We start from the raw sequence: 26,652 nt of genomic DNA, 5'->3' as shown, positions 1-26,652 counted from the left end.
GTTCGGGAGGAACTGGTGTCCGCAACAACCCGCAAGAGACGATGGCTCACGATCTGTGCCATCACCGCTTCCGCCGCTCTGGTCGCGATACCCGCGGGTGCGGCGCCCGGTCGGGGCGGCAGCAGCCCCTTCGGGGCCCGTACCCTCAAGCAACTCGCCGCCGAGCGCACGCAGTCGGTGGGCGCTGTCACCCCCAAGGTGACGGCGGACGACGACGGCGGCGACGACGGCAACGAAGCCGACGAGATAGCGGAGGGCGCCGACCAGTACGCCGAGGCCCGCACCTCGCCCGGTGTCGTCGCCCCCGGCGCGTACGGCGCCGCCTGGACGAGTCTTGCCAACCTGTCGTCGACCGGAGGAAGTTGGCGGAACGTCACCGATCTGCCGTACAACTCCGACGACGCGCGCTACCGCGACTACGACTCCAACTCCAGCGGCGGTTCGGGCAATGTCACCGGGCGGATGGCCGCGATGGCCGCCGACGGTCAGGGGTATGTCTACGCCGGCAGCGCGGGCGGTGGCGTATGGCGGTCCCGGTCCGGCGGAGGGCACTGGCAGCCCATCAGCGACAAGCTGTCCTCCCAGTCGACCGGCGCGCTCGCGCTGGACGGGTCCGGGCGGCTGTGGCTGGGCACCGGCGAGGCGAACACCAACGCGGACGCCTACCTCGGCAGCGGGGTGTACGTGCTGAGCGACCCGCACCACGGCACGTTCTCCTCCCGCAGCAGGGTCGGCGGTGACGAGCTGGAGAGCACCACCATCCACCAACTGCGGTTCGGTGGCGGCAAGGTGTGGGCGGCGACCAGCGAGGGTGTCTGGAGCCACTCCACGAAGACCCTCGGCGGCGCCTGGAAGCTGGAATACGCGCCCAACCCCGACTACCTGCCGGGCGGTTTGCTGGCCGACGACCCCTCGGCCCCGTACAAGAACATCACCAACGACATCGCGATCGACCCGAAGAACCCCGCCAAGGTGGTCCTCGCGGTCGGCTGGCGCAGCGGTGACGACTACAACGGTTTCTACTCCAAAGGCTCGGACGGCACCTGGACGCGGATCACCAGCGGCCTGGGCGACCTGCCGTCCGACGCGGACAACATCGGCGACGTCACCTTCGCCCGGTCCGCCGACGGCTCCCGCTACTACGCCATCGACCAGTCGCCGGAGCAGCTCAACACCAACCCGGACAGCGGTCTGGAGGGCTTCTACGTCTCCAAGTCCGGCTCTCCCGCCGGACCTTGGACGAAGATCGCCGACTACCAGCAACTGGCGGCCGACGGGTCGGCGCTGACCTCCAGCGGTTACATGCCGGGCGTGCAGGCCTGGTACAACCAGTTCCTGACGGTCGACCCGGCGAACGCGGAGCACGTGTACGCCGGGCTCGAAGAGGTCTACGAGACCAAGGACGGCGGCAGCAACTGGTCGACCGTCGGCCCGTACTGGAACTTCGGCTTCTCCTGCTGGAGCATCGACCCGGCGAAGCAGACCGGCGACTGCAACCAGACCACCCACTCCGACCAGCACGGCGTGGCCATCGGCATCTACCACGGCAAGAGTTACGTCTACGTCGGCAACGACGGCGGCGCCTACAAACGCCCGGTCAGCGGTTCCCAGGACTCCTCCGGCCACGCCACCGACTGGACGTCCCTCAACGACGGCACCATCGACACCCTCCAGTACTACTCGGTGGGCATCGGCAAGGACCGGACGAACGGGGGAGTCTCCGTCACCGGCGGCCTGCAGGACAACGGGCAGTCGATTCTGCGCAGCAACGACAAGGTGATGGGCTCCAACTTCGGCGGTGACGGCGGTGACACCCTCACCGACCCGGTCGACGGCTGCAACATCGCCGAGGAGTACGTCTACCTCTCCGTCCAGGTCACCCAGAACTGCGCGGTCAACGACGGCGGTTGGGTCACCGACCCCAGCAAGGTCACGTCGTACAACGTCGCCCCGGCCGACAACGCCACGAGCGAGGCCCGCTTCATCGCCCCGCTCGCGACGGACATGAAGAACAGCTCGACCTGGATCGCGGGCGGCCGTCACGTCTGGGTGCAGACCCACGGCTACGCCATCCGCAGCGGCGACGAGTGGACGAGCGTCCACGACTTCGGTGCCGGGCGCACCGCGACGGCCGTCGCCGCGTCGGGTGGCAAGGTGTACGCCGCGTGGTGCGGCCCCTGCAACAACCAGGGCTTCGCACGCGGCATCTCCGTCGGCAACGCGGACGGTACCGGCTGGCACGACATCAGCCTGCCGGCCACCGGTGCGGACGGCGCGGTGCCCAACCGCTACCTCAGCGGCTTCGCCGTGGACCCGAAGAACGCCGACCACGTGTTCCTTGAGGTCAACGGCTTCTCCCGGCACTGGACCGAGGGACCCGGCGCGGGAGTCGGCCACGTCTTCGAGTCGACCGACGGCGGAACCACCTGGAAGGACATCTCCGCCGACCTCCCCGACGTACCGGCCAACTCCGCCGTCGTCACACCGAACGGCGGTCTCGCCGTCGCCACCGATCTGGGCGTGGTGTACCGGGCGCCGGGCCGTACGAAGTGGCAGCGCGTCGGACAGCTCCCGGCGGTCGCCGTGCTCCAGCTGAAGCTGAGCCCGGACGGCGCCACCCTGTACGCGGCCACGCACGGCCGAGGCATCTACACGATCAAGGTGCGCGACTGCGGCTGACGCGGCCGAGCCGCGGGGGTGATCCCGGTTCTCCGGGGTCACCCCCGCGTCGTGTAGGGCACCACCGTCACGCGCAGGGTGAAGGCGACGCGCGGCGCGCCGGCCACATCCGGCGCCTTCGCCGACACGGTGACGTCCGCCGTGCCTCCCCTTGTCCCCGCGCAGCGCACCGAGGCCCGCGCGGTGCCGTCCGCCGCCACCTTCCACCCGGACACGAGGACGAAGACCGGCGCGGAACTCCGGGCGCCCGTCCACCGCTTGTCGTCGTCACGCGGAGCGAGGACCAGGGACAGGACGGTGCCGGGCCGTACGCACAGGTGCCGTCCCGGCGCGTCACCGGGGGTGACGCCGACCTTCGTACGGCCCGCGGCGCAGGTCCCCGGGGAGGCGGAGGGCGGGACGGCGGACGTGGCCGGGCCGTGCCCGGCCGGGCTCGCCGGCGCGGCCGAGGACGGGGCTCCGGAGGCGCGCGTCGGCGCACCCGACGACGGCCCCGGCGATCTCGCCGATCGGCCGCCGGACGGTCCGTCCCCCGATCCACCACCTGTCGCCGCGCCGCAGGCCGCCAGGACGAGCACTCCGGCGACCACCCACCCTCCGGCCCACCACCGCATGTCCGTACCTCCCGGCCCGCTCGTACGACCACCAGCATGACCCGTCGTCGCCGAGGAGGGCGCTCAATCCGGAGAAGGACGCGGGTGCGGGACGCCCGTACCGCCGCGAGCTGCTGGGTCCATTTCCGAGACCCTCGTATGCTGGGCGTGTGAGGCGGACTTCTTTTGCGAACTGGCCGTGTTCCATCGCGCGCACGATGGATCTGCTCGGCGACTGGTGGACGCCGCTCGTGCTGCGGGAGGCGTTCTACGGGATCAAGCGGTTCGACGCGTTCCAGCAGGAGCTCGGTATCGCGCGCAACACGCTGACCGACCGGCTCCGTCGGCTCGTCGACGAAGGGCTCATGGAGAAGCGAGCCTATCAGACGGACCCCGTGCGGTACGACTACGTGCTCACCGAGATGGGCCGGGACTTCTTCGGTGTTCTGGCCGCTATGAACAGCTGGGGCAACCGCTGGCTCAGCGGTGAGCAGGGGCCGCCGGTCGTCTTCCACCACGACCGCTGCGGGCACCGGAGCGAGGCCGCGGTGGTGTGCGCCGACTGCGGTGAGCCGATGACGGCCGAGGACACCCATCCGCGGCTCGGCCCCGGCTATCCGCCGCACCTCGCCGAGCGCCCGGACATCCGCAAGCGCTTCACCGCCTGATCCCGCCTGGCGCCGGGTGGTACGGACGGGTCCCGGCGGGTACGGACGGGTCCCGGCTGGTCCGGCTTCCGCACGGCCGCCGTCCGGCCGTCGTCCGCCGGCTGCACGGACACCGTCCGGCATCCCTCCGGCCGTCGTTCGGCTTCCGCTCTCGGCCCGCGTGCCGCGAGCGGTTTTCCTTGACAGGTAAGTCTATCTACGCAACTCTCAAGGTCAGAGCCCTGCCTGAGGGGTTCCCTGGAGGCGAGAGGAAGGTCGGAGACTCATGGAGTGGACGGGCGCGCGCTACGCGGACCAGCCGACGGTCGATGTGCGGGTACGGATCGACGCTCCGCCGTGGCGGGTGTGGGAGCTCGTGTCCGACGTCGCTCTGATGCCGGAGCTGAGCGCCGAGCTCCAGTCGGTGGAGTGGCTGGACGGCGCGACGGGACCGGCCGTCGGAGCCCGGTTCGTGGGGCGCAGCAGGCACGAGTCGCTGGGGGAGTGGGAGACCACCTCGTACGTGGTGGAGTGCGAGCCGCTTCGGAGGTTCGCCTGGGCGGTGGGAGACCCCGAACACCCCAGCGCGGTCTGGCGGTTCGACCTGAAGGAGGCGGACGGCGGCACGGAGCTGACCCAGTGGATGCGGATGGGGCCCGGCCGGTCGGGTCTCTCCTTCGCGATCGACCGGATGCCGGAGAAGGAGCAGAAGATCGTGTTCGTACGGCTGCGGGAGTTCGAGCGGAGCATGACGGACACCGTCGCCGCGATCGGGAAGCTCGCCGAGAGCGCGGAAGGGGCGGGTGCGTGATGCGTACCTCCACGACGATCGAGGCGTCGACGGGCGACTGGCGGGAGACCGTCGACTTCGTGGTCGAGGCCGAGAAGCTGGGGATGGACATCTGCTGGGTGGCGGAGGCCTGGGGCTCCGAAGCCCCTTCCCCGCTGGGCTACTTGGCGGCGCGGACCGAGCGGATGCTGCTCGGCTCGGGGATCATCCAGCTCGGGACCCGCACCCCGGCGGCCATCGCCCGCGCCGCGATCACGCTCTCCAACATCTCCGGCGGGCGCTTCCTGCTCGGCCTCGGTCCGTCCGGCCCCCAGGTGATCGAGGGACTGCACGGCGTACCGTTCGCGCGCCCGCTGTCCCGGATGCGGGAGACCGTGGAGATCGTCCGGCAGGCGGCCGCCGGGGAGAAACTCTCGTACGAGGGACGGGAGTTCACGATCCCGCTGCCCGGCGGCGAGGCGCGGCCCATGCGGATGTCCATGCGAGCCGAGCACGACCTGCCCGTCTATCTCGCCACTCTCTCGCCGAAGATGCTGCGGCTGACGGGGGAGGTCGCGGACGGCTGGCTCGGCACCAGCTTCGTACCCGAGGGCGCCAAGGAGGCGTACTTCGACCACCTGGACGCGGGTCTCGCGGCGGGCGGCCGGACCCGCGCCGACCTCGATGTCTGCCAGGGCGCCGAAGTCGCCTTCGCCGAGGACGAGGACGCGCTGCGCGCCATGGTCGCGGGCCGGAAGAAGGAACTCGCCTTCAGCCTGGGCGGGATGGGCTCCGCCACCACCAACTTCTACAACGCCGCCTACAGCAGGCAGGGTTGGGCGGAGATCGCCGCCGAGATCCATGAGCGCTGGCAGTCCGGGGACCGGGACGGCGCCGCGGGGCTCGTGACCGACGAGATGGTTCTCGGCACCACCCTGATCGGCACCGAGGACATGGTCCGCGAACGGCTCCGCGTCTGGCGCGCCGCCGGGGTCGACACGGTCCGCCTCTACCCCGCAGGCGAGACCCTCGACGAACGGCTCACGACCCTGGGGCGGGCACTGGACCTCGTATCCGCCGAGTGGCCGACGGCTCGGCGGTAGACGGTGACTCGGTGATGGACGGCGTTGCGGCGTTGGACGGTGATGCGGAGGTGGACGGCGGCCCGGCGGTGGAGGGCGATTCGGCGGCAGCCTGAGGACCCGGCGGCGCTTGTGGGGCAGGCCGGGCGGAAACGGGCCGTCACCCGGTCGGCGGAGCCCCCGTGGCGGGGGAGGGGGAGGTGGGCGGACGCTCGAACTCCCCGGTGCTTCCTGCACGGGGACGGCCAGCGGCCGACAGCGCACAGAGGTGGTCGAGCATGAGCCAGGACTCTTCGCAGCCTCCGGGGCCCCCGCCCGGCGGTGGCACGGGCGCCCAGCCGAGCGGCGGCGACATGCCGCTGTGGGGAGACCAGTGGTCCGGAGCCGCGCCCGCCGCGGGAGGCATGGGACCGCCGCCCACGGGCAACAGCGGCTGGGCGGCCGGCGGCGTCACCTTCGCGGGCGTCCTGCTGCTGGTGAACGGCGGCCTCAACATACTCCAGGGCATCTCCGCGATAGCCAAGGACGATGTGTACGCGCGCGTGAACGACTACGTCTACCGCATCAACCTCACCGGCTGGGGCTGGATCCTGCTGATCCTCGGCGCGATCGCCGTCGTCACCGGCTGGGGGATTCTCAAGGACGCCAAGTGGGCCCGTATCACCGGTATCGTGCTGGCCGCGCTGAGCATGCTCTTCCAGTTCATGTTCCTGCCGTACGCGCCGATCTGGTCGGTCATTCTGATCGCCATCGATGTCTTCGTCATCTGGGCCCTCGCCTCGTACCGGCCCGACGCCCGTCAGCCGCGCTGACGCGCTGCGGCCGGACGCCCGGCAGCCGCGCCGACGCGCCGCTTCATCCCGCCGTCGAGCGAGCCGCCGCCGAGAACAGGGCTATCGAGAAGGGCCGCCAAGAAGGCCGCCGAGAAGGGCCGCCGAGAAGAGGGCTGTCGTATGCCGTCGTACCCCACGCACTGGACCGACCCCACGCACTGGACCGAGCGGAACGAGACGTGCCATGGATGACGTGATCGACCGGACGCGGGCAGGTCACCCGGCCCTGGTCGCCACGATCAGCGATCCGGAGGCGACGTGAGTACCGGCGACGTGAGCGGTGGCGGCCTGAACGGCGGCGACCCGCGGGAGATCGCCGAGCTGCGGGCCCGGGTCGCCGAACTGGAGCGGACCCGGCCGAGGGTCGAGCATCACCGCGTCCGGTCCTCCTTCGCGGTCGTGCTGGTCATCCTGGCGGCCCTGCTCACCCCGTTGAGCGCCGTGTCGGCCTGGACGAGTGATCTGATCGGGAACACCGACCGGTATGTGGCCACCATGAAGCCGCTCGCCTCGGACCCGGACGTCCAGAACGCCGTCGCGAACCGGGTGACCAAAGCGGTGATGCAGCGTGTCGACGTCAAGACGCTGCTCGAGTCGGTCGCGCCCGCCGACCGGCCCCGGCTGACCAAGGCACTCGGTCCGCTGAGTGGTCCGATCACCAGCGGGCTCACCGACTTCGTGCACAGCGTGGCCCTGAAGTTCGTCAGCAGCGACGCGTTCGCCACCCTGTGGACCGAGCTGAACAGGAAGGCCCACTCAGCCGTCGACAAGGCGTTGACCGGAAGCGGCGGCGGAGCGGTGAAACTCACCAACGACGCCGTCGTCATCGACCTCGCGCCCGTCATCGACAAGGTCAAGCAGTCGCTCGTCGACAGGGGACTCGGCGTCGCCGCGAAGATCCCCGAGGTGCACACCGACTTCACGGTGATGAGCTCCAAGTCCATCGGCAAGGCCAAGAAGATCTACCGGCTGCTCGAACTCGTCGGGTTCTGGCTGCCGGTGCTCACCCTCCTGCTGGCGGCCGGCGGTGTGCTGCTCGCCGTACGCAGGCGCCGTGCCCTCGTCACGGCGGCACTCCTCGTGGCAGCCGGGGCCGCCGTCCTCGGGATCGCGCTCTGGATCTTCCGGGCGCTCTATCTCGACGGTCTGCCGGCGGACGTCTCCCAGGCCGCCGCGGGGTCGGTCTTCGACACCCTGGTGCGCTACCTGCGGACGTCGGTACGCATGGTGATCACCCTCGGCATCGTCGTGGCCCTGGCGGCCTGGCTGACGGGCAGCGGCCGGGCGGCCTCGCGGGTCCTGGCCGCCTGGACCGGCGGTATCGGCGCGGTCCGTACGGCGACGGGGTTCGACCTGGGAGCGGTCGGAGCGTGGGTCCACCGGGTCAGGACGTGGCTGAACTGGACCGTGGTCGCGGTCGCCGTCGTCATCCTGCTGGTCTGGAGCTATCCCACGGCCGCCGTCACCATCTGGATCGCGGTGCTGGCCCTGCTGGCCCTGGCGGTGGTCGAGTTCCTCGACGACGACGGGACCCCGCATCTGACCGGCACCATCGACGGACCGGCTGCGGGACCACCGACGGGACCACCGTTCCACAGCCCGGCCTGACCGGGCCCGCAGCCGCCACCGCTGTCGCGCTCGACCCCCTCGGGCCCCCTCGACCCCCTCGGCCTCCGCCGAGGGGGTCGACCAATACTTCGACGGCCGGCACGGGCTGCCGCGTGAGCTCTAGGGAGAGCGGCGCGTGGGCGCCGGATCGGCCGTCCCCGCGGCCGGGGAAAAGGCACCTGACAGATAGTCGGCCTCGGGCTATGCTCCCGGCGATGACGACTCCCTCCGAAATCAGAACGGGGGACCCGTCCGCGCAAGGTGAGTGCTGATGCTCACTCGAACCGCGTACGAGGATTCCCTCCTCCTCTCCTTCTGGCCGCGCGTGCGGGAATTCGCCGTGCCGCCCACGATGATCGAGACAGCGACCGCCCGCCGCCGTTGCGGGGACTGGGCGGGTGCGTGTGCCGCCGCAGGTTTCGACCTCGATCTCGATCCGCGTTCTCTGGCACGCACCCACGGTCGCGAACTCGCGGCCCAAGTCCGGGCCGATCTACGCCACTTGGCTCCCGACCTGTTGCGCTGGCACCTGCCGAGAATCGCCCCCGACGGGCTGCTGCGCCCTGGCCTCACCATTACGCTGGCGCGGTACGACCGTGCGGGGCGGGATGGCGTACATCCGGTGCACCTCGTGGTCCGCACCCCGCCGGCCTGGGCGGACGGCGGCCAGCGGATCAGCCTCGCCCTGTGGGACGGGTCCCCCGGCCGATCCCGCGACGGGTTCTCCTTCGACACCGGAGCCCGCCGTCATCCGCACCCCCGTCCCAGCCGGCGCCACCGCCTCGACCTGCATCGCCATCTGTGGGACGCGCGCAGGACCGGTGAGCTGCGGGTCCGTTCCGGTGCCGACGGCCCGCCGGGCGACGAACGCCGCGTGGACCCGGATCCACCGGGGTCCGTGTCCCAGGACCTCGGCTGTGCCGTCGACCGGTGGGCGGCCGAGGCGGCGGTTCTGCTCCACGACGAGGGGCGGACGACCGGCGCGGTCGCCGTGCGGCTGGGGGCCGGGCACCGGCTCTTCCTGGAACTCGTCGCGGACCCGGCCGGTGCCGGCCCGCCCACGCTGCGGAGCGCCGCGACGCCCGCCGAGGGAAGTGCCCTCGCGGTGCCGGTCCTGCCCGACGCCGCGACGTGGGTACTGCCCGACCTGGCACTGGTCCGCGCCGGCGCGATCGAGGCCGGGCGGCTGCACCCGCTGGTCGCCCCGGCCCTGGTACCGGAGCACACCGCTGCCGTGTCCACCGGGACCGGGGACCCGCCGGGACAGCCACGCTTCGTGGACTGCCGGGGAGCCCGGCACCGGATCGCCCTGGTCGACGGCGTACTGGCCCCCCTGGACCACGACCCGGCCGAGATCCGCCGGGAGGAACTGCTGGTCGCGCTCACCGGTACGCCGCTGCCCTGCCTCCAGGCCATCGACGAGACGCACCGTCGGCCGCACGCTCTCTCCGGCGTCCGCGAACGGCTGCGCCACGGCGACACCGCCGGTGCGCTGGCCGTCGTCGAGGGGCTGCTGGGTCCCGAGGCGGTGCTGCGCAGCGGCCCCCTGCGGGACGAACTCAGGGCGGCCGCGCTGCGGCGCGTCACCTACGGCCTGTTCAGGGCGGGCCTGACCGGTCCCGGACCCGACCGCCTTCGCCCGGGGCCCGCCCGCCCCCGTAGTCACCGCTCCCGTCCGCGCGACACGACGGACCGCTGAACGTCCGTCGTCCCAACGAGAGCTGACTCTCCATCAACTCGGCTTTACATCAAGCACCGTTCGCGCCCACATCCTGCGCCCTCCGCGCGCCTCGCATCCTTCGCCCTTCGCTGACAGCCAGTTGACCGCCCCGAGAGTCCCCGACTCCGCGTCCGGGCGGTCCCGCCACGAACCCAAAGGTGATCAGACATGTCCACACGCACCCCGTCCGCCGAACCCGACACACTCCTCGACCCCGTTCACATCGATCAACTCGGTGTCGCCGACGCGCTGTCCAGCCTGCTCCGCGACACCGACACGGAGCCGCGCCCCGACAGCCAACTGGAGGCTCTGACCCTCGCCGTCGCCGCCGACCTGCCCGTACTCCTGTGGGGCGAGCCGGGGATCGGCAAGACGGCGGCACTGACCCGGCTCGCCGAGACCCTTGATCTGCCGCTGACCACGGTGATCGCCAGCGTCCACGAACCGTCCGACTTCTCGGGGCTGCCCGTCCTCGGCGACGATCCCGCAGAACAGGGCGTGCCCATGGCCCCGCCGGACTGGGCCGTACGACTCGTCCGCGCGGGCCGGGGACTGCTGTTCCTGGATGAACTGTCCACCGCGCCACCGGCAGTTCAGGCCGCCCTGCTCCGGCTCGTCCTGGAGCGGCGCATCGGCACCCTCCAACTGCCCTCCGGCGTACGGATCGTGGCCGCTGCGAACCCGCGCTCCTCGGCGGCCGACGGCTGGGAACTGAGCCCGCCGCTGGCCAACCGGTTCGTCCACCTCCAGTGGGTCCACGACCACGAGGTCGTCCTGCGCGGACTCGGCGGCACCTGGCCGCGTGCGACCCTGCCGCGGCTCGACGCGCGGAAACTGCGTCAGTCCGTGGACTTCGCCCGCCGCGCGGTGTGCGGGCTCCTCGCCGCCCGTCCCGGACTCGTGCACCGGCTGCCCAGCAGCGAGACCCGCCGCGGCGGCGCCTGGCCCTCACCGCGGAGCTGGGACATGACCCTGAGCCTGATCGCCTTCGCGACCGCCGCCGGATCCTCCCGCGAAGTGCTCTCCCTGCTGGTCAGGGGCACGGTCGGGGACGGCCCGGGGCTGGAGCTGCTGGCGAGCCTGGACCGGATGGACCTGCCCGACCCCGAGACCCTGCTCGCCGACCCGGCGGCCGCCGTCCTGCCCGAGCGGGGAGATCTGCGCCAGGCCGTCCTCGACGGTGTGGTGGCCGCGGTGCGTGAGCGGCCGGAGAAGGCACGCTGGGACGCGGCCTGGGCCCTGCTGGTCCGGGCGCTGGACACCGGCGCCCCGGACCTGGTGGTCGTGCCCGCGACCACGCTCGCCACGCTGCGCCGGGAGGACTGGGACGTCCCCGCGTCCATCGAGCGGCTGGCCGGAGCGGTGACCCTGTCCCGGCGGGCGGACGACGCGGCCGCCCGCGCCGCCGTCGCCACGAGGGCGGGACGATGACGGCGGACGCGCCGAGGGCCCTGGACCTCGAAAAGCTCTTCGCGGCCCGGCTGCACGCCGCTCGGGTCAGGCCCTACCTGGCGACGGCCCTGTTCGCCCTGCACACCGTCGAGTCGAGATGGGTGCCGACGATGGCCGTCGACCCCTACTGGCGGTGCTATGTCTCCCCGGGGTTCGTGGACCGTATGTCCGTCGAGGACCTGGCCGGTGTCTGGGTGCACGAGGTGTCGCATCTGCTCCGCGACCATCACGGCCGCAGTGAACGGGTCGCCCGCGAGCGCGGACTCACCGGTCCGGGGGAACGGCTGCGGATGAACATCGCCGCGGACTGCGAGATCAACGACGACGCGTTCGGCGAGGGGCTCGTCCGGCCCGAGGGTGCCGTCACGCCGGAGCTCCTGCACCTGCCCCCGGGGGAACTCATGGAGGACTATCTCCGCCGGTTCCGACTGGGGCCGCGTACGCAGAGCCTGGCCTGGCTGGACTGCGGCAGCGGCGCCGACGGACGCCTACGGGAGTGGGACCTGGGGCCGGACGGGGCGCGCGGCCTCAATGCGCAGGAACGTGACATGGTGCGGTTCCGGGTCGCGCAGGGCATCAAGGGCCGCCCCGGGAAGACCCCGGCCGGCTGGGAGCGGTGGGCGGAGGAGGCCTTCCATCCGCCGCAGCCGTGGCGGGAGTTGCTGGGGGCCGCGGTGCGCTCCGCGGCCTCGGCGCCCGGCGCGGTTGAGGACTACAGCTACGGTCGGCCGTCGCGGCGCTCCGCCGGAGTGCCCGGCGTCGTCCTGCCGAGCCTGCGCCGCAGACCGCCCCGGGTCTCGGTGGTCATCGACACCTCCGGGTCCGTCAGCGACGCGGAACTGGGCAGCGCGCTCCTGGAGGTCACCGCCATCTCCCGTGCCGTGGGCGGCCGTCGTGACCTGATCAGCGTGGTGTCCTGCGACTCGGCGGCCCGGATCGCGGACCCCGTGTGCCGGGCCGAGGGCATACGGCTGGTGGGCGGCGGCGGTACGGACCTGCGCTCGGGGTTCGCCGCGGCGCTCCGGCGACGGCCGCACCCCGACGTCGTCGTGGTCCTGACGGACGGGCAGACCCCCTGGCCGGATGCGCGGCCCCCGTGCCGGACGGTCGTGGGTCTCTTTCCGCGCGGGCGGTCGGACGGCTCATGGAACGAGGACGATCCCGACTACGTGCCCGACCTGCCGCCTACCTGGGCCCGCGTCGTCGAGATCGGGTCGGCTCCCTCGGTCAGGTGAGGCCGGGCCGGGCCGGGTCGGCGCCGGGACCGCGAGGGGGCGCGATTCCGGTCGTACGCCGACCGGGAGGGGGCGGGCTTCCGGTCGTACCCGGACCTGGAGGGGGACGGGATTCCGGCCGTACGACCGTCGGGCGGGGGGGATTCTTGCCGTACGGCCGTCGGGAGGGGGCGCGAATCCGGTCGTACGACCGTCCGGGCAGACAGGTCCTCGGGGCCCACGGCCCGTCGGGGGCGCTACACGCTGTACCCGCCGTCGACCCCCAGCGCCTGCCCGGTGATGAAGCCCGCGCGGTCCGAGGCCAGGAACGCGACGGCCTCGGCGACATCCCGCGCGGTGCCGAAACGGCCCAGCGGGATGTTGCGGCGGGTGATCTCCAGGGTCCTGTCGTCGAGTTCACCGGAACTGATCAGGCGGGCGGCGATGCCGTCGGTCAGCATGCCGGGCCCGACGCAGTTCACCCGGACGCCGTAGCGCCCCTCCTCGGCGGCCAGGGCGCGGGCGACCGCCTCGACCGCGCCCTTGGGGCCCGAGGAGAGCCCGTCGCGGACGGGGAACCGGCGGGTGGCCACGGTGGTGACGGCGACGACGCTGCCCCGGCTCTCCCGCAGCAGGGGCAGCGCGGGATGCACCAGGTTGAAGAACGCGCCCGCGTCCGCGTCGAGTTGGGCGCGGAACCGGCTGGGCGCGACCTTGCTCAGGTGCACCATGGGTACATGCGGGCCCGCCGCGTGGACGAGGGTGTGCAGTCCGCCGAGCGCCCCGGCCGTCTCGGACACGGCGGCGGCGACGGCCTCCTCCTCCGTCAAGTCGAGCCGCAGGGGCGTCACATGGCGGCCCTGGTCCGCGAACCGCTCGGTGATCTCCGCCGCGAGCGCGTCGGCGGCTGCCTTGTTGGAGCGATACGTGAACGCCACGTCGCTGCCCCGCTCGGCGAGCATCCGTACGATCGCCGCGCCGATACCGCCGGTGCCGCCCGCGACGAACGCGACACCCTCACGGTGTGAGAAATCGGACGTCTTCGGCATCGGCATCACAGTCCCAGGGATTCGGCGACGATGACCTTCATGACCTCGCTGGTCCCGACGTGGAGCCGGGTGACGCGCGCGTCGGCGTGGAGCCGGGCGATGGGGTATTCCAGCATGGATCCGTACCCGCCGAACAGTTGCGGGCACGGATCCGCCGCACGCGCCCGTGTCTCGGCGCGGAAGGTTTCGGCCATCGCGGCGAGGCTCGCGTTCCGGAAGGTGGTGCCCTCCTCACCGAGCCGGGCGGCCCCCGGCAAAGGCACCCCGCCGAAGGCCGGGGGAGCCGGGCGGACCGGACAGGAGGGCGGGGAGAAGAGGAGAGGAGGGGCGGCGGAGGGCTCAGGGCCGGGTTGTCGTCGTGAAGTGCAGGTCCGTACTCGACAGGGTCATCGGCGACGCCGACACGGCTCGCAGCCGCATACGGACACCCGCCCGCGGGAGAGTGAACGCGCCGTCGGGGGGCCGGAGTTCGTACCGTCCGAAGGCGTGCCCGGCCAGCGTGGCCGGGCCGGACACCACCGACCAGTAGCGGCTCATGCCCTGGCCCGTGGTCACCGTGAAGTGCGGACTCAGGGACGCGGCGCCGAGATTGGTGACGTCGACGACGAGGCGGGTCACCGTGTGGGCGCCGCGGCGCGCGTCGGCGACCTGCATGCGCAGCGGCGGTGACCCGGTGGCCGCCAGGCTCACCGCCGCCGCCGTCGGGGCCAGCAGCAGGGCGACCGCGGCGAGCTGGGCCCCGCGCCGGTGCAGGCCGCGCAGGAAGGCGGGCCGCGGCTGCCACGCGGTCCTGAAGGACTGCCACGGCGCGGTGATCGCGGCGGCCACCCACAGCGGTGTCATCAGCAGGTAGTAGCCGTCCTGCGAGCGGGTCGCCACGTAGAAGGCGCACCAGGGCAGCACGGTCGCCGCCGGCCCCAGCCGCCGTACGAACAGCACGAACAGCGCGAGCAGGGCGGCCGCCAGCAGCAGACTCGCGTGGGCGTACCAGGCGAGACGGTCGCTGCCGTCGGTGAAGTACAGCGAGATGTCGACCAGGCCCTGCCCGTGGATGTCCGCGTCCTGGGTGAGGGGGAGCGCGATGCCGGAGAGCCAGGCGCGTGGCTCGCTCACGATGAAGTACGCGTTGATCAGCAGCCAGGTGGTGGCGGCGACGCCCACGATGCGTCCCACCGCGCGGGCCGCGGCGCGCGGGCCGAGATCGCCGCGGCGCAGCGCGTACACCCCGGCCAGCAGGAACGGCGCCAGGAACCACGGGAGTTGCTGCGCCGCGCAGGCCGCCCCGAGGCAGGCCGCCCGCACGATGTCGCCCCGGCCGCCGCCCCCCAGCCGCGGCCAGCCGATCACCACGGGGATGAGCAGGGCGCAGGCGAGGATCGCCGGATACCCGAGCCGCGCGTACGTCGGCAGCAGTCCGAGGCCGAGGCAGACCAGCGTCGCCGCGGACCGCCACGGCACCGGCAGCATCCGCCACATGACGACCGCGCCCGTGATCACGGCCCCGGTGCCGACCATGGTGGCGGGGGTCGAGCCGTGTCCGATCCAGAGCAGGGGCGCGGTGAGCATCAGGGCGAGCGGCGGATAGCCGTACGTGAAGTCGTAGCCGCCGTTCATCGTCGCGGTGAGGGCGACGCCGTGGCCGAAGAGCCAGGGCCACGGCCGGTCGTAGACCTGGTGGCCGGCCAGGAACTCGTGGGCGGCCTGGGTGGTGAGGACCGACTCGTCGCTGCCCTGGTGGTTCATGACCAGTCCGCAGACGACGAGCGTCACCGCGGTCACGAGGACGCAGAGGTCGAGCCGCGCCAGCGAGCGGCCCCGGCGGACCACGAGGGTCAGCACGCCCGTCGCCAGGATCGAGGCGTAGCAGAGCGAGACGACGGCGGCCACGAGCAGCCGGTGGCTCGCGGCCTGCGACCACAGCGGGCGCATGCCGATGAAGAGGCTGACGTCGGCGAGCAGGGTCAGGACGCGGTGCCACTGCGCGGGCGCCTCGTCCGGGTTCCACCGCGCGGACAGCCCGCCGGGCGAGACCTTCGTCGGGGTCGGCCGGCGGGTGGGCGCCGGCTTGATTTCTGCCGAGTACACGCCGTAAGACGCTAATTCCCGCTGGTGAGCGACGCTCGACGGGACGTGAAGAGTCCGGTATGAGGCAAGTAAGAGCACTCGTCACCGTCCGGAGCGTCAGGCGTTGGACAGCGACACCTCGGTCGACTTGATGAGCGCGACGACCTCGGTGCCCGCGGCCAGGCCCAGTTCGGCCACCGCGTCCCTGGTGACGGCGGAGGTCAGCTCGCCGCCCGCGACCCGCACCTTCACCCGGGCCATGGCCCCGCCGGAGGCGACGTCGGTGACCGTGCCCGGCAGTTGGTTGCGGATGCTCAGACCGGTGACCGGACCGGTCGCCAGGGACACCTCGGTCGATTTGATCAGGGCCCGCACCGTGGAGCCGGAATTCAGGCCGAGGTCCCGTACCGCCTCCAGGGTGACGGCCGCGGTGATCTCCTGACCGGCGTCGAGCCGGACCTTCACGGTCGCCATGACCTCACCCGGGGTGACGGATGTGACGGTGCCGGGGAGTTGGTTGCGGATGCTCAGGCTCATGGGGGTGGCCTCGATTGCTGTGCGGCGTGATGAATATGGACAGATATGCGTAGCTTGCCGTACCCGCCGTCTCCCCGTCCGGGTCGTGGACCGTGTCGCTGTTGGGCCGAACGGGTGACCATGCGTAAGAATTGCCCGGTGCAGACAACGAGTGCGAGCCAGGACGGGGTGGTTCGATGACCGGCCGCGACGTCACCGATGAACAGTGGGAAGGGCTCGCCCAGGTCGTTCCGCTGCGCGGCCGGGACGCATGGCCCTCGGCGGTCCGCCACCGGTCGATTCCCGAGGCCGAGACCGAGACGCGGCGCCGCTTCGTGGTCCTGAGGGTCAATGTCTTCGCGGACGCCCGCGACGTCGCCGAGACGCTGATGTCCGGCGTCCCGGTCCTCCTCGACCTGACGGGCGCGGAGACCGATGTCGCCAAGCGGGTCCTGGACTTCAGTACGGGCGTGGTCTTCGGTCTCGCCAGCGGCATGCACCGGGTCGACCGGAACGTGTTCCTGCTGACGCCCCCGGGGACCGAGGTGCGGGGGCTGATGGAGGGGGTGGGAGTCCCCGGACTCTGACGGTGGGGCGCGGTGGGGCGCGGTGCGGCGCGGTGCGCGGCGATCGGCGGCGAAGGCGGCGAGCCGTGCCGGACGCCGGGTCGAGCCGGGCGCGGAGCCGAGCCGGGCTCCGGGCACCCGGGGGGTTCCTGCCCCGGGAAGGGCGCTTTCGTCCCCCGATCGTAGGAAGGTCCCCCGGGAGTAACGATTCGCCTCGCGGTGGAGGCCTACCGTCCGCATATGACCCTGTCCTCGCCGGAAGCCCCCACGGCGGCGGAGGCGCGCCCGGTCCGTCCGGGCGTCACCGAGCTGCGGCTCGCCGCCTTCGCCACCCATCGCCGCGTCCGGCTCCCGCTCGGACCGTTCACTCTCGTCACCGGCCCCAGCGGCAGCGGCAAGACGGCCGTCCTGCGGGCCTACGAGGCGCTGGCGCGGCTCGGTGCCGGTGCGGGGCTCCCGGAGGTGTTCCCGGACCCGGTCACCTGTGTGCCGGAGCGGTCCAGGCCCGACGCGCAGCATCGCCGCGGCTTCCGTATCGGCTGCACGGTGGACGGACCCGAAGGCCCGGTCCGGCTCGACGTCGCCGTCCAGGCCGAACCCGAACTGCGCATCGTGGGCGAGCGGTTGTCGGCGGGCGGGCTGACCCTGCTGGAGACGGCCCTGCGGGACCCGGGCCGCCGGTCCGTCCAGGCGGCCTGGCACACCGGGGGTGCCTCCGCGGTGACCCGGGTCCCGCTCCCCGACGACCGCCTCGGCACCGCGCTGTTGCCGCTGCGCGTCGCGGGCCGCACCGCGGGTGAGTGCCAAGTCCTCGCCGCCGCCGAGCAGATGGTGCTCGCGCTGCGCTCCGTCTACGTCTGCGATCCGAGCCCGGACGCCATGCGGGCCCCTGTTCCGCTCGGCTCCGGGCGGCTGCTGCGCGGCTGCGACAACCTCGCCGAAGTTCTGTGGCGCACCCGCTCGGAGTGCGGCCACCGCTACGCCCAACTGGTCGCCGCGGTGCGCGCCGGCTGTGCCGGTACGGTCGCCGACGTCCTGGCCGAGGTGCTCGGCGACGGCACCGTCCGCGCGCTCCTCGACCGCACCGACGGCGTCCGTACGCCGCTGGAGCTGCTCGGGGACGGCGAGTTGAGGTATCTCGCGCTGGCCCTGGTGCTGCTCACCGGGCCCGGCGTGCTGGAGGTCGACCCGGCGGGTGAGGTCCCGGCGGCGTTCCAGTCGCTGACGGTGCTGGCCGACGGCCTCGACCGCGGGCTGGACGCCCGGCAGACCGGGGAACTGGTGCGGCTCGCGGCGCGGATGTGCGAGCGCGGGCACATCCGGCTGATGGGCGCGGTGAGCGACCGGGCGAACGCGTTCGGGACGGCCGGTGCCACGGTGGTAGACCTGACGACGTGAGTGAACTGGACGTAGCGACGCTGCAGCGCAGACTGGCCGAGTTCGCGGCCGCGCGGAACTGGCAGCCGTACCACACCCCCAAGAACCTGGCCGCCGCCCTGAGTGTGGAGGCGTCCGAACTCGTCGAGATCTTCCAGTGGTTGACGCCGGAGGAGTCGGCCCGGGTCATGGACGACCCGGACACCGCGCACCGTGTCACCGACGAGGTCGCGGACGTCCTCGCGTATCTGCTCCAGTTCTGCGAGGTGCTGGGCGTCGACCCGCTCGCGGCCCTGGACGCGAAGATCGACCGGAACGAGCGGAGGTTTCCCGTTCCGGAGCCCTGAGGGTGGCCGTCCCGTGTCACCAAAAGGGGAATCCGTCACTCTCCGTAGCTATCCAGTTGTTCCGATGCGACTCCGTGTCCACAGATTTCGGGCTTCCTCTGGCTTTCCGTCTCAAGGGACTTCACTCTGGGTAGTGAACAAGGGAGTTCGGGCGGACGCGTGAGAGCGCGTCGGACAGACGGGGGCAGCGCATGGAAGCGGTGCGGCTCATCGTGGCGAGCAGACGTGCACTGGCGGAGAGCGGTGACACCCCGGAGGTGATGGCGGAAGCCTGGCAGGCGCATTCGCTGGCGCAGGGGATCGGCAGCCGCTTCGCGGTGTCAGGACCCCCTGAACTCCGGGGCGAGGCCCTCGGACTGACCGAGCTGGCCGGTCGTGGCTGCGGGGTGCTCGGCGATCACGCTCTCGGCGTCGGTGCCTTACGCGCCGCCCAGCTCACCGAGTTGGGCGACGCGCGCGAGGCACTGCTCTGCCTCGGTGCCCTCCTGGGCGAGGTCGGCATAGCCCTGGTCGGCATCGCCTGCGCGGCGGACGACGAGGGGACCTACTGGCAGTGCATGGAGGCGATCGACGCGGCGGACGAATCCCGGGACCGCGTCCTGGAGATGCTGAGACGACTCGCGGTGCGGGACGAGAAACGCGTGGTGGAACGGGATTCGGCCGCGGGGTAGGGGCGGGACGCGGGACCGGGCCCTGCCGCCGCCGGTCCCGAACCACCGCCGTGACGTCGAAGCGCTCAGTCGAGCTGCGGTGTCACCTCGGCGGCGATCAGGTCCAGTTGGTCCAGGTCGTCGAGGTCGAGCATCTGGAGGTACATCCGCTGCGAACCGACCGCCTGATACTCGGCGATCCGCTCGACGACCTCCGCGGGGGAGCCCGCGAGCCCGTTGGCCTTCAGCTCGTCGACATCGCGGCCGATGGCGTCGGCCCGTCGCCGCACCTCGCTGTCGGTCCGGCCCACGCAGGCCACCAGGGCGTTGGAGTAGACGAGTTCGTCGGTCTTGCGCCCGGCCTGCTGAAGAGCCGCGCGCACCCGGCCGAACTGCTGCTCCGTGTCCGCGACCGAGGCGAAGGGAATGTTGAACTCGTCGGCGAAGCGTGCCGCGAGCGCCGGGGTGCGCCTGGCCCCGTGGCCGCCGATCAGGACGGGCACCTTCGACTGCGCGGGCTTGGGCAGCGCGGGTGAGTCCTCGAGCTGGTAGTAGGTCCCGTCGAAACTGAAGCGCTCGCCGACCGGCGTGCCCCACAGCCCGGTGACGACGGCCAGTTGCTCCTCCAGGCGGCCGAACTTCTCCTTGGGGAACGGAATGCCGTACGCCGTGTGCTCGGCCTCGTACCATCCGGCCCCCAGACCGAGTTCCACCCGGCCGCCCGACATCTGGTCGACCTGGGCGACCTGAATGGCGAGGACACCGGGGAGGCGAAAGGTTCCGGCGGTCATCAGGGTGCCCAGCCGGATGCGCTTCGTCTCGCGGGCGATGCCGGCCAGGGTGATCCAGGCGTCGGTGGGACCGGGGAGCCCGTCGACGGACCCCATGTGCACATAGTGATCAGAGCGGAAGAAGGCTCCGTAATGGAGGTCTTCGGCGGCCTTGGCGACGCGGAGCAGCGTCTCGTAGGTCGCGCCCTGCTGCGGTTCTGTGAAGACTCGAAGATCCATGTATCCATCATGCACCGGTCACAACGGGCGCCCCCTGCCGAACCGCTGTCACACCTGTCCCGATCCCGGACAGGCCGCGCCCGCGATGCCCGCGGAACGCGGGACGACCGTGCAGGCGATGCCCGCGGAGCGGGGGCGACCGTGCCTGCGAGGCCAGCGGCCCGGTGGTGGCGGCGGTGCGGGCGGAACCCGCGCCCGGCGGGGGCGGCGGTGCCCACGAGCCCGCGGCGGGCCGCCGCTACCCGGCGAGCTGCGGGTACAGCGCGCTCAGCTCGCCGGAGAGGCCGGCCTTGACCTGGCGGGTGAGCGCGTCCGCGAGGACTTCGTGGGCGTCCGTCTCGATGCCGTCGAGGGCCTGCTCCGCGACGCTGTGCGCGGAGACCTTGGGCACGTCGAGGCCCGCGGTGAGCTCGGTGTCGACGTAGCCGACGTGCAGTCCGGTGACCTTGATGCCGCGTGGCTGGAGTTCCAGCCGCAGGGCGTTGCTCTGGGACCACAGGGCGGCCTTCGCGGCGCTGTAGCCGTCGGCCCCGGGCACCGTGACCCAGGACAGCACCGAGTGGACGGTGAGTATGTGCCCGCCGCCGTTGCGCTCCAGGACCGGGACGAACGCCCGGGTGGTGAGCAGCGGCCCGAAGAAGTTGATGTCGAATTCGCGTCGCACGTCCTCGATCGGGGAGTCGAGGAAGGACGTGGAGGCCGTCGCGCCCGCGTTGTTGATCAGCAGGGTGACGTCCTGGGCCTGTGCGGCAGCCGCCGTGACCGAGGCCGGGTCGGTGACCTCCAGCGCCAGTGGTACGGCGTCGGGGTGGGAGACGGTCCGCGGGTCTCGGGCGGTCGCGTAGACCTTCTTGGCGCCGCGCTCGTAGAGGGCCTCCACGAGGGTCTTGCCGATGCCGCGGCTGCCGCCCGTCACGAGCGCCACCGAACCTTCGATGCTGGTCATGAGCTTCTCCTCTTGAGGGGCGCCGGGAAGTGGGGACCACTGGGGGAATGAGGATCACCTGGAAACCGATCGGTTTCCGGCGTTGTCCGTACAGTAAACCGATCGGTTTCCGAAACGCAAACGGAGAACGTAGGCTGGGCCCATGACACAGGCGACATCGACCGCGACCGCCGGCTCCTCGACCCGCGACCGACTGCTCGACGCCGCGGCCGAGCTCTTCTACCGCGAGGGCGTCGGTGTCGGCGTGGAGGCGCTGTGCCGGGTGGCCGGGGTGTCCAAGCGCTCGATGTACCAGCTCTTCGACAGCAAGGACGGCGTACTGGCGGCGAGCCTGGAACGCAGCGCGCCCGCCTACCAGGCGTTCCTGCTGCCCCCCGACGACGACCGGCCGCCGCGTGAGCGCGTCCTGCACGTCTTCGAGCGCCTTGAGGAACTCGCCGCCCGCCCGGACTTCCGTGGCTGCCCCTTCGTGGCCGTGACCGCTGAGCTGAAGGCGCCGGATCACCCCGCGAGCCTGGTGGCCCGCCGCTGCAAGGACGCGCTGACCGCGTTCTTCCGGCAGGAGGCGGAGCGCGGTGGAGCACCGGACCCCGAGATCCTCGCACGCCAACTGACCGTGGTCTTCGACGGATCGGGCGTCCGGGCCGTCATGCAGGGCCGGGGCCTCGACGGCCTCGCCCTCGCGACCGCCGCCACCCTGCTCGACAGCGCGGGCCTCGACGAGGGCGGACGGCCCTCGCCCCGGGTGCCGGGGACCTCCGGCTGACCCCGCCGGACCCTCTCCCGGGCGGCGAAAAACCATGGGTCCACCTGCGGTGTTCGCTGTACGTTGTGGGGGCGCGCCGAGGACCGGCGTCGCCCCTGCGGTCGGCCGCGGCGCGGCGTGGCCACGGCTGCGGGGGCCGGGGCAGAGCCGGGAGCGGCGACAGCCGAGGCGCGCTCGCCCACGCCGCGGCCCACCGGCGTCCGGCCGGTGCGCTCCGCTGCGCACGGGTCGGGTCGTTCGCCGGGTCTCCGCGGCCCAGAAGACGTTTCGAGGCAGATCCACCGTGTTCCTGACGATCAGTACCACCGGTACCCCGGAGCGCCCGGCGACCGATCTCGGCTTCCTGCTGCACAAGCATCCCGACAGGGCGCAGACGTTCTCGACCTCGTACGGAACGGCACATGTGCTGTACCCCGAGGCGAGCGTGGAGCGGTGCACGGCCGCGTTGCTGCTAGAGGTCGACGCGGTGGCGCTGGTCCGGCGGGGCAAGGGCAAGGGCCGCGGCGGTGCGCCCGACGCGGCCCTCGCGCAGTACGTCAACGACCGCCCGTACGCCGCGTCCTCGCTGCTCGCCGTGGCGCTGAGCGCCGTCTTCTCCAGCGCGATGAAGGGCCAGTGCGCCGCTCGTCCCGAGCTGCCGGCCGAGACCCGGCCGCTGCGCGTCGAGGTGCCCGCGCTGCCCGCGCGAGGCGGCGCCGGCCTCGTGCGCGGGCTCTTCGAACCGCTGGGCTGGACGGTGACGGCCGAGCCCGTGCCGCTCGACGTCCGCTTCCCGGAGTGGGGCGACTCCCGTTACGTACGCCTGGAGTTGGAGGCCGAGGGACTGACGCTCTCCGAGGCCCTGCGTCACCTCTACGTCCTGCTCCCGGTCCTCGACGACGCCAAGCACTACTGGGTGTCGTCCGACGAGGTCGACAAGCTGCTGCGGGCGGGCGAGGGCTGGCTGCCGGACCACCCGGAGCACAAGCTGATCACCAGCCGCTATCTCTCCCGGCGCTGGTCGCTGACCCGGGAGGCCATGGAGCGGCTCGAACTCGTCCGGCTCGCCGAGACCGACGACACCGAGGTCGAGGCGATCGACAACGCGGTCGACGAGGAGACCGACACCGAGGAGAAACCGGTGCCGCTCGCCGTGCTGCGCAGGGACGCGATCCTCGCCGCGCTGCACGCGTCCGGCGCGAGCCGGGTCCTCGACCTCGGCTGCGGGCAGGGCCAGTTGGTGCAGGCGCTGCTCAAGGACACCCGGTTCACCGGGATCGTCGGTGTCGATGTGTCGATGCGCGCGCTCACCATCGCCTCGCGCCGGCTCAAGCTGGACCGCATGGGCGAGCGGCAGGCCGCGCGCGTCCAGCTCCTCCAGGGCTCGCTCGCCTACACCGACCGCCGGCTCAAGGGGTACGACGCCGCCGTGCTCAGCGAGGTGATCGAGCACCTCGACCTGCCCCGTCTGCCCGCCCTGGAGTACGCCGTGTTCGGCTCGGCGCGCCCGCGGACCGTCCTGGTGACCACCCCGAACGTCGAGTACAACGTCCGCTGGGAGACCCTGCCCGCCGGACACTCCCGGCACGGCGACCACCGCTTCGAGTGGACCCGCGCGGAGTTCCGCGCCTGGGCCCGCAAGGTCGCCGAACGGCACGGCTACGACGTGGAGTTCACCCCCGTCGGCCTCGACGACCCCGAAGTCGGCCCGCCCACCCAGATGGCCGTCTTCACCCTGGCCACGGCCACCGCCACCGAAACCGACACCGCCACCCCGACCGCGAAGGAGGAGAACGCAGCATGAGCGAGCAGACGAACCAGGGGCGAGTCCTGCCCGTCACCGACCTCTCCCTCGTGGTGCTGATCGGCGCGTCGGGTTCCGGCAAGTCGACCTTCGCCCGGCGGCACTTCAAGCCGACGGAGATCATCTCCAGCGACTTCTGCCGCGGCCTGGTCGCCGACGACGAGAACGACCAGAGCGCCAGCGGCGACGCCTTCGACGTCCTGCACTACATCGCGGGCAAGCGGCTCGCGGCAGGCCGCCGGACCGTCGTCGACGCGACCAGCGTCCAGGCGGACAGCCGCCGCGGGCTGATCGACCTCGCCAGGAAGTACGACGTGCTGCCCATCGCCATCGTGCTCGACGTGCCCGAGGAGGTGTGCGCCGAGCGCAACGCCGCGCGCACCGACCGCGCCGAGATGCCGCGCCGGGTCATCCAGCGTCACACCCGCGAACTGCGCCGCTCGCTGCGCCACTTGGAACGCGAGGGATTCCGCAAGGTGCACGTCCTGCGCGGGGTCGCGGACATCGAGAACGCGTCGGTGGTGACCGAGAAGCGGTTCAACGACCTGACCCACCTGAGCGGCCCGTTCGACATCGTCGGCGACATCCACGGCTGTGCCTCGGAGCTGGAGACCCTGCTGGGCAAGCTCGGCTACGTCGACGGGGTGCACCCCGAGGGCCGTACGGCCGTCTTCGTCGGCGACCTCGTGGACCGCGGCCCGGACTCGCCGGGCGTGCTGCGCCGCGTGATGTCCATGGTCGGCTCGGGCAACGCCCTGTGCGTGCCCGGCAACCACGAGAACAAGCTCGGCCGCTGGCTCAAGGGCCGCAACGTCCAGCACAGTCACGGACTCGCCGAGACGATCGAGCAGTTGGACCGGGAGAGCGACGAATTCCGCGCCACGGTAAGGGAGTTCGTCGACGGGCTGGTCAGTCACTACGTCCTCGACGGCGGGCGGCTCGTCGTCTGCCACGCCGGCCTGCCCGAGAAGTACCACGGCCGTACCTCGGGCCGGGTGCGCTCGCACGCGCTGTACGGCGACACGACCGGGGAGACCGACGAGTTCGGGCTGCCCGTGCGCTACCCGTGGGCGGAGGACTACCGGGGGCGCGCGGCGGTCGTGTACGGGCACACCCCGGTACCCACGGCCACCTGGCTCAACAACACCATCTGCCTGGACACCGGAGCGGTGTTCGGCGGCAAGCTCAGCGCGCTGCGCTGGCCGGAGCGCGAGCTCGTCGACGTGCCGGCCGAGCGGGTCTGGTACGAGCCGGCCAAGCCGCTGGCCACCGAGGCGCCGGGCGGTCACGAGGGCCGTCCGCTGGACCTCGCTGACGTGCACGGCCGCCGGGCCGTCGAGACCCGGCACGCCGGCCGGGTGGCCGTCCGCGAGGAGAACGCGGCGGCGGCCCTGGAGGTCATGAGCCGCTTCGCGGTGGACCCGCGGCTGCTCCCGTACCTCCCGCCGACCATGGCGCCGACCGCGACCTCGCACGTCGAGGGCTATCTGGAGCACCCCGCCGAGGCCTTCGCCCAGTACCAGGAGGACGGGGTCGCCCGGGTCGTGTGCGAGGAGAAGCACATGGGGTCGCGGGCGGTGGCCCTGGTCTGCCGGGACGCGGGCGCGGCGCGTGAGCGGTTCGGCGTCGACGGTCCGACGGGGTCGCTGTACACCCGTACCGGCCGTCCCTTCTTCGACGACGCCGCCGTCACCGAGGAGATCCTCGGCCGGGTGCGTGCCGCCGCGACCGAGGCGGGACTCTGGGAGGAGCTCGACACCGACTGGATACTGCTCGACGCCGAGTTGATGCCGTGGTCGCTGAAGGCGTCCGGACTGCTGCGCAGTCAGTACGCCGCTGTCGGCGCCGCGTCCGGCGCGGTGTTCCCGGGAGTGCTGACCGCGCTCGAAGGGGCGGCGGCGCGGGGCGTCGAGGTCGGTGACCTGCTGGCGCGCCAGGGTGAACGGGCCGCGGACGCCCAGGCGTTCACGGACGCGTACCGCCGCTACTGCTGGACTACGGACGGCCTCGAAGGGGTCCGCCTCGCACCGTTCCAGATCCTGGCCGTCCAGGGCCGCAGCCTCGCCGCGCTGCCGCACGACGAACAACTCGGCCTGATCGACCGGCTCGTGGAGAACGACGGGACCGGGCTGCTGCACACCACGCGGCGGCTCTACGTCGAAACCGGCGACCCGGAGTCGGTGCGGGCCGGTGTCGACTGGTGGCTGGAGATGACCGGCAGGGGTGGCGAGGGCATGGTCGTGAAGCCGGTCGGCGCGGTGGTGCGCGGCGGTCACGGGCGACTGGTCCAGCCCGGCATCAAGTGCCGGGGGCGGGAGTACCTGCGGATCATCTACGGTCCGGAGTACACCCGCCCGGAGAACCTCGCCAGGCTGCGCGGCCGCTTCCTCAACCACAAGCGGTCCCTCGCCATCCGCGAGTACGCACTCGGCCTGGAAGCCCTGGACCGCCTGGCCGAGGGCGAGCCCCTGTGGCGAGTCCACGAGGCGGTGTTCGGCACCCTGGCCCTGGAATCCGAACCGGTGGACCCCCGCTTGTAGCGGGTGGCCCCCGAAGGCGCGCGGAGAACGGCGCGCCCAGCCCCCACCGGACCGACATCCGAACCGCGCCCCCACCGGGACTGGTAGTCGCCGGCCCCGGCGGGAGCCCCGCAAGGTGCGCGGGGAACGGCGCGCTCGCCCCCCACCGGCCCGCGGTGAAGGTGATACCCGCGCGCGGTGCCTGGGCATGGGGCACCGCACGGACGTGCACGGTCCGGTGGGCCCCCCAGGGGGCGCGGGGAACGGCGCGCCCGACCCCCACATGTCCGCGGTGAGGGGGATACCCGCGCGCGGTGCGCGGGCATGGGGCACCGCGCGGACGTGCACGGTCCGGTGGGCCCCGTAAGGGGCGCGGGGAACTGCGCGGCCCGCCCCCACCCGTCCGCGGCCGAGGGGATACCTCGGTTCCGCACCCGGGCTGGGCACCGCCGGCCCGGCCGG

Annotated in this window: 23 protein-coding genes; 16 read left to right on the top strand and 7 right to left on the bottom strand. The window is 72.3% G+C overall.

The window, feature by feature from the left end; all coding sequences use genetic code 11:
• The first annotated feature begins 15 nt into the window (after positions 1 to 15).
• Positions 16 to 2,679, top strand: coding sequence for a glycosyl hydrolase (locus OHT01_RS10895; RefSeq protein WP_328552942.1), 2,664 nt, complete (start codon positions 16 to 18; stop codon positions 2,677 to 2,679).
• A gap of 38 nt (positions 2,680 to 2,717) precedes the next feature.
• Here the strand turns inward: OHT01_RS10895 and OHT01_RS10890 are convergent, their stop codons facing one another.
• A complete protein-coding gene (locus OHT01_RS10890) occupies positions 2,718 to 3,293 on the bottom strand; it encodes a hypothetical protein (protein ID WP_328552941.1) in 576 nt (191 codons plus the stop codon).
• Positions 3,294 to 3,442: 149 nt separating this feature from the next.
• Between OHT01_RS10890 and OHT01_RS10885 the strand changes: the two genes are divergently transcribed.
• The 8 genes from OHT01_RS10885 (at position 3,443) to OHT01_RS10850 (ending at position 12,618) form a co-directional block, all read left to right on the top strand.
• Complete coding sequence (locus tag OHT01_RS10885) at positions 3,443 to 3,940, top strand: winged helix-turn-helix transcriptional regulator (protein WP_328552940.1); 498 nt, start codon at positions 3,443 to 3,445, stop codon at positions 3,938 to 3,940.
• A 265-nt stretch (positions 3,941 to 4,205) separates the two neighbouring features.
• Positions 4,206 to 4,730: an SRPBCC family protein gene (locus tag OHT01_RS10880; RefSeq protein WP_328552939.1), complete on the top strand. Its 525-nt coding sequence runs from the start codon at positions 4,206 to 4,208 to the stop codon at positions 4,728 to 4,730.
• The gene (locus tag OHT01_RS10875; RefSeq protein ID WP_328552938.1) at positions 4,730 to 5,791 is read left to right on the top strand and encodes an LLM class flavin-dependent oxidoreductase; all 1,062 of its coding nucleotides are present in this window, start codon (positions 4,730 to 4,732) and stop codon (positions 5,789 to 5,791) included. The genes OHT01_RS10880 and OHT01_RS10875 overlap by 1 nt, the downstream gene beginning before the upstream one ends.
• Before the next feature lie 257 nt (positions 5,792 to 6,048).
• The gene (locus OHT01_RS10870) at positions 6,049 to 6,582 is read left to right on the top strand and encodes a DUF7144 family membrane protein (protein WP_405915886.1); all 534 of its coding nucleotides are present in this window, start codon (positions 6,049 to 6,051) and stop codon (positions 6,580 to 6,582) included.
• Positions 6,583 to 6,861: 279 nt separating this feature from the next.
• Positions 6,862 to 8,211, top strand: coding sequence for a hypothetical protein (locus tag OHT01_RS10865; RefSeq protein ID WP_328552937.1), 1,350 nt, complete (start codon positions 6,862 to 6,864; stop codon positions 8,209 to 8,211).
• Between the two features lie 271 nt (positions 8,212 to 8,482).
• A complete protein-coding gene (locus tag OHT01_RS10860; protein ID WP_328552936.1) occupies positions 8,483 to 9,910 on the top strand; it encodes a hypothetical protein in 1,428 nt (475 codons plus the stop codon).
• A 189-nt stretch (positions 9,911 to 10,099) separates the two neighbouring features.
• Positions 10,100 to 11,362 carry an AAA family ATPase gene (locus OHT01_RS10855; protein WP_328552935.1) on the top strand — a complete coding sequence of 421 codons (1,263 nt, stop codon included), beginning with the start codon at positions 10,100 to 10,102 and terminating at the stop codon, positions 11,360 to 11,362.
• Complete coding sequence (locus OHT01_RS10850; RefSeq protein ID WP_328552934.1) at positions 11,359 to 12,618, top strand: vWA domain-containing protein; 1,260 nt, start codon at positions 11,359 to 11,361, stop codon at positions 12,616 to 12,618. Before OHT01_RS10855 ends, OHT01_RS10850 begins: the two co-directional genes overlap by 4 nt.
• A gap of 236 nt (positions 12,619 to 12,854) precedes the next feature.
• Here OHT01_RS10850 and OHT01_RS10845 read toward each other — a convergent pair whose 3' ends face one another.
• From OHT01_RS10845 to OHT01_RS10830, 4 genes are all read right to left on the bottom strand, one after another.
• Positions 12,855 to 13,646: an SDR family NAD(P)-dependent oxidoreductase gene (locus OHT01_RS10845; RefSeq protein WP_328552933.1), complete on the bottom strand. Its 792-nt coding sequence runs from the start codon at positions 13,644 to 13,646 to the stop codon at positions 12,855 to 12,857.
• Positions 13,647 to 13,651: 5 nt separating this feature from the next.
• On the bottom strand, positions 13,652 to 13,840 hold the full coding sequence (locus tag OHT01_RS10840) for an acyl-CoA dehydrogenase family protein (protein WP_443043385.1): 189 nt from the start codon (positions 13,838 to 13,840) through the stop codon (positions 13,652 to 13,654).
• A 145-nt stretch (positions 13,841 to 13,985) separates the two neighbouring features.
• Complete coding sequence (locus OHT01_RS10835; RefSeq protein WP_328558082.1) at positions 13,986 to 15,662, bottom strand: hypothetical protein; 1,677 nt, start codon at positions 15,660 to 15,662, stop codon at positions 13,986 to 13,988.
• 165 nt (positions 15,663 to 15,827) lie between these two features.
• A complete protein-coding gene (locus tag OHT01_RS10830; protein ID WP_328552932.1) occupies positions 15,828 to 16,247 on the bottom strand; it encodes a TOBE domain-containing protein in 420 nt (139 codons plus the stop codon).
• A gap of 176 nt (positions 16,248 to 16,423) precedes the next feature.
• Between OHT01_RS10830 and OHT01_RS10825 the strand changes: the two genes are divergently transcribed.
• The 4 genes from OHT01_RS10825 (at position 16,424) to OHT01_RS10810 (ending at position 19,187) form a co-directional block, all read left to right on the top strand.
• Entirely contained in the window at positions 16,424 to 16,813 is a 390-nt protein-coding gene (locus OHT01_RS10825; protein WP_328552931.1) for a cell division protein SepF, read from the top strand.
• 219 nt (positions 16,814 to 17,032) lie between these two features.
• Positions 17,033 to 18,190, top strand: coding sequence for an AAA family ATPase (locus tag OHT01_RS10820; RefSeq protein WP_328552930.1), 1,158 nt, complete (start codon positions 17,033 to 17,035; stop codon positions 18,188 to 18,190).
• Positions 18,187 to 18,516: a nucleotide pyrophosphohydrolase gene (locus OHT01_RS10815; RefSeq protein WP_328552929.1), complete on the top strand. Its 330-nt coding sequence runs from the start codon at positions 18,187 to 18,189 to the stop codon at positions 18,514 to 18,516. Before OHT01_RS10820 ends, OHT01_RS10815 begins: the two co-directional genes overlap by 4 nt.
• Positions 18,517 to 18,707: 191 nt before the next feature.
• Positions 18,708 to 19,187, top strand: a complete 480-nt coding sequence (locus OHT01_RS10810) for a DUF6099 family protein (protein ID WP_328552928.1) — start codon at positions 18,708 to 18,710, stop codon at positions 19,185 to 19,187.
• Positions 19,188 to 19,252: 65 nt separating this feature from the next.
• On the opposite strand, the gene OHT01_RS10805 is transcribed toward OHT01_RS10810, so the two are convergent.
• Together OHT01_RS10805 and OHT01_RS10800 are read right to left on the bottom strand one after the other, a co-directional pair.
• Positions 19,253 to 20,176, bottom strand: a complete 924-nt coding sequence (locus OHT01_RS10805; RefSeq protein ID WP_328552927.1) for an LLM class F420-dependent oxidoreductase — start codon at positions 20,174 to 20,176, stop codon at positions 19,253 to 19,255.
• Between the two features lie 238 nt (positions 20,177 to 20,414).
• Positions 20,415 to 21,122, bottom strand: a complete 708-nt coding sequence (locus tag OHT01_RS10800; RefSeq protein WP_328552926.1) for an SDR family oxidoreductase — start codon at positions 21,120 to 21,122, stop codon at positions 20,415 to 20,417.
• Between the two features lie 142 nt (positions 21,123 to 21,264).
• Between OHT01_RS10800 and OHT01_RS10795 the strand changes: the two genes are divergently transcribed.
• From OHT01_RS10795 to OHT01_RS10785, 3 genes are all read left to right on the top strand, one after another.
• Positions 21,265 to 21,888: a TetR/AcrR family transcriptional regulator gene (locus OHT01_RS10795; protein WP_328552925.1), complete on the top strand. Its 624-nt coding sequence runs from the start codon at positions 21,265 to 21,267 to the stop codon at positions 21,886 to 21,888.
• A 283-nt stretch (positions 21,889 to 22,171) separates the two neighbouring features.
• On the top strand, positions 22,172 to 23,671 hold the full coding sequence (locus OHT01_RS10790; RefSeq protein WP_328552924.1) for a 3' terminal RNA ribose 2'-O-methyltransferase Hen1: 1,500 nt from the start codon (positions 22,172 to 22,174) through the stop codon (positions 23,669 to 23,671).
• The gene (locus OHT01_RS10785) at positions 23,668 to 26,211 is read left to right on the top strand and encodes a polynucleotide kinase-phosphatase (protein WP_328552923.1); all 2,544 of its coding nucleotides are present in this window, start codon (positions 23,668 to 23,670) and stop codon (positions 26,209 to 26,211) included. Before OHT01_RS10790 ends, OHT01_RS10785 begins: the two co-directional genes overlap by 4 nt.
• The last annotated feature ends 441 nt before the right edge of the window (positions 26,212 to 26,652 follow it).

The organism is Streptomyces sp. NBC_00358, from assembly GCF_036099295.1.
Lineage (GTDB): Bacteria > Actinomycetota > Actinomycetes > Streptomycetales > Streptomycetaceae > Streptomyces.
Note: the sequence above shows the minus strand (reverse complement) of the source record. Positions and strands in the feature narration are given on the sequence as shown.

Bases quoted from the DNA above. Each gene is read 5' to 3' on its own strand.
- OHT01_RS10880 (WP_328552939.1), top strand. From the start codon at position 4,206: ATGGAGTGGACGGGCGCGCGCTACGCGGACCAGCCGACGGTCGATGTG.
- OHT01_RS10795 (WP_328552925.1), top strand. From the start codon at position 21,265: ATGACACAGGCGACATCGACCGCGACCGCCGGCTCCTCGACCCGCGAC.
- OHT01_RS10845 (WP_328552933.1), bottom strand. From the start codon at position 13,646: ATGCCGAAGACGTCCGATTTCTCACACCGTGAGGGTGTCGCGTTCGTC.
- OHT01_RS10860 (WP_328552936.1), top strand. From the start codon at position 8,483: ATGCTCACTCGAACCGCGTACGAGGATTCCCTCCTCCTCTCCTTCTGG.
- OHT01_RS10840 (WP_443043385.1), bottom strand. From the start codon at position 13,840: ATGGCCGAAACCTTCCGCGCCGAGACACGGGCGCGTGCGGCGGATCCG.
- OHT01_RS10785 (WP_328552923.1), top strand. From the start codon at position 23,668: ATGAGCGAGCAGACGAACCAGGGGCGAGTCCTGCCCGTCACCGACCTC.
- OHT01_RS10875 (WP_328552938.1), top strand. From the start codon at position 4,730: ATGCGTACCTCCACGACGATCGAGGCGTCGACGGGCGACTGGCGGGAG.
- OHT01_RS10820 (WP_328552930.1), top strand. From the start codon at position 17,033: ATGACCCTGTCCTCGCCGGAAGCCCCCACGGCGGCGGAGGCGCGCCCG.
- OHT01_RS10810 (WP_328552928.1), top strand. From the start codon at position 18,708: ATGGAAGCGGTGCGGCTCATCGTGGCGAGCAGACGTGCACTGGCGGAG.
- OHT01_RS10825 (WP_328552931.1), top strand. From the start codon at position 16,424: ATGACCGGCCGCGACGTCACCGATGAACAGTGGGAAGGGCTCGCCCAG.
- OHT01_RS10870 (WP_405915886.1), top strand. From the start codon at position 6,049: ATGAGCCAGGACTCTTCGCAGCCTCCGGGGCCCCCGCCCGGCGGTGGC.
- OHT01_RS10890 (WP_328552941.1), bottom strand. From the start codon at position 3,293: ATGCGGTGGTGGGCCGGAGGGTGGGTGGTCGCCGGAGTGCTCGTCCTG.
- OHT01_RS10850 (WP_328552934.1), top strand. From the start codon at position 11,359: ATGACGGCGGACGCGCCGAGGGCCCTGGACCTCGAAAAGCTCTTCGCG.
- OHT01_RS10800 (WP_328552926.1), bottom strand. From the start codon at position 21,122: ATGACCAGCATCGAAGGTTCGGTGGCGCTCGTGACGGGCGGCAGCCGC.
- OHT01_RS10805 (WP_328552927.1), bottom strand. From the start codon at position 20,176: ATGGATCTTCGAGTCTTCACAGAACCGCAGCAGGGCGCGACCTACGAG.
- OHT01_RS10830 (WP_328552932.1), bottom strand. From the start codon at position 16,247: ATGAGCCTGAGCATCCGCAACCAACTCCCCGGCACCGTCACATCCGTC.
- OHT01_RS10855 (WP_328552935.1), top strand. From the start codon at position 10,100: ATGTCCACACGCACCCCGTCCGCCGAACCCGACACACTCCTCGACCCC.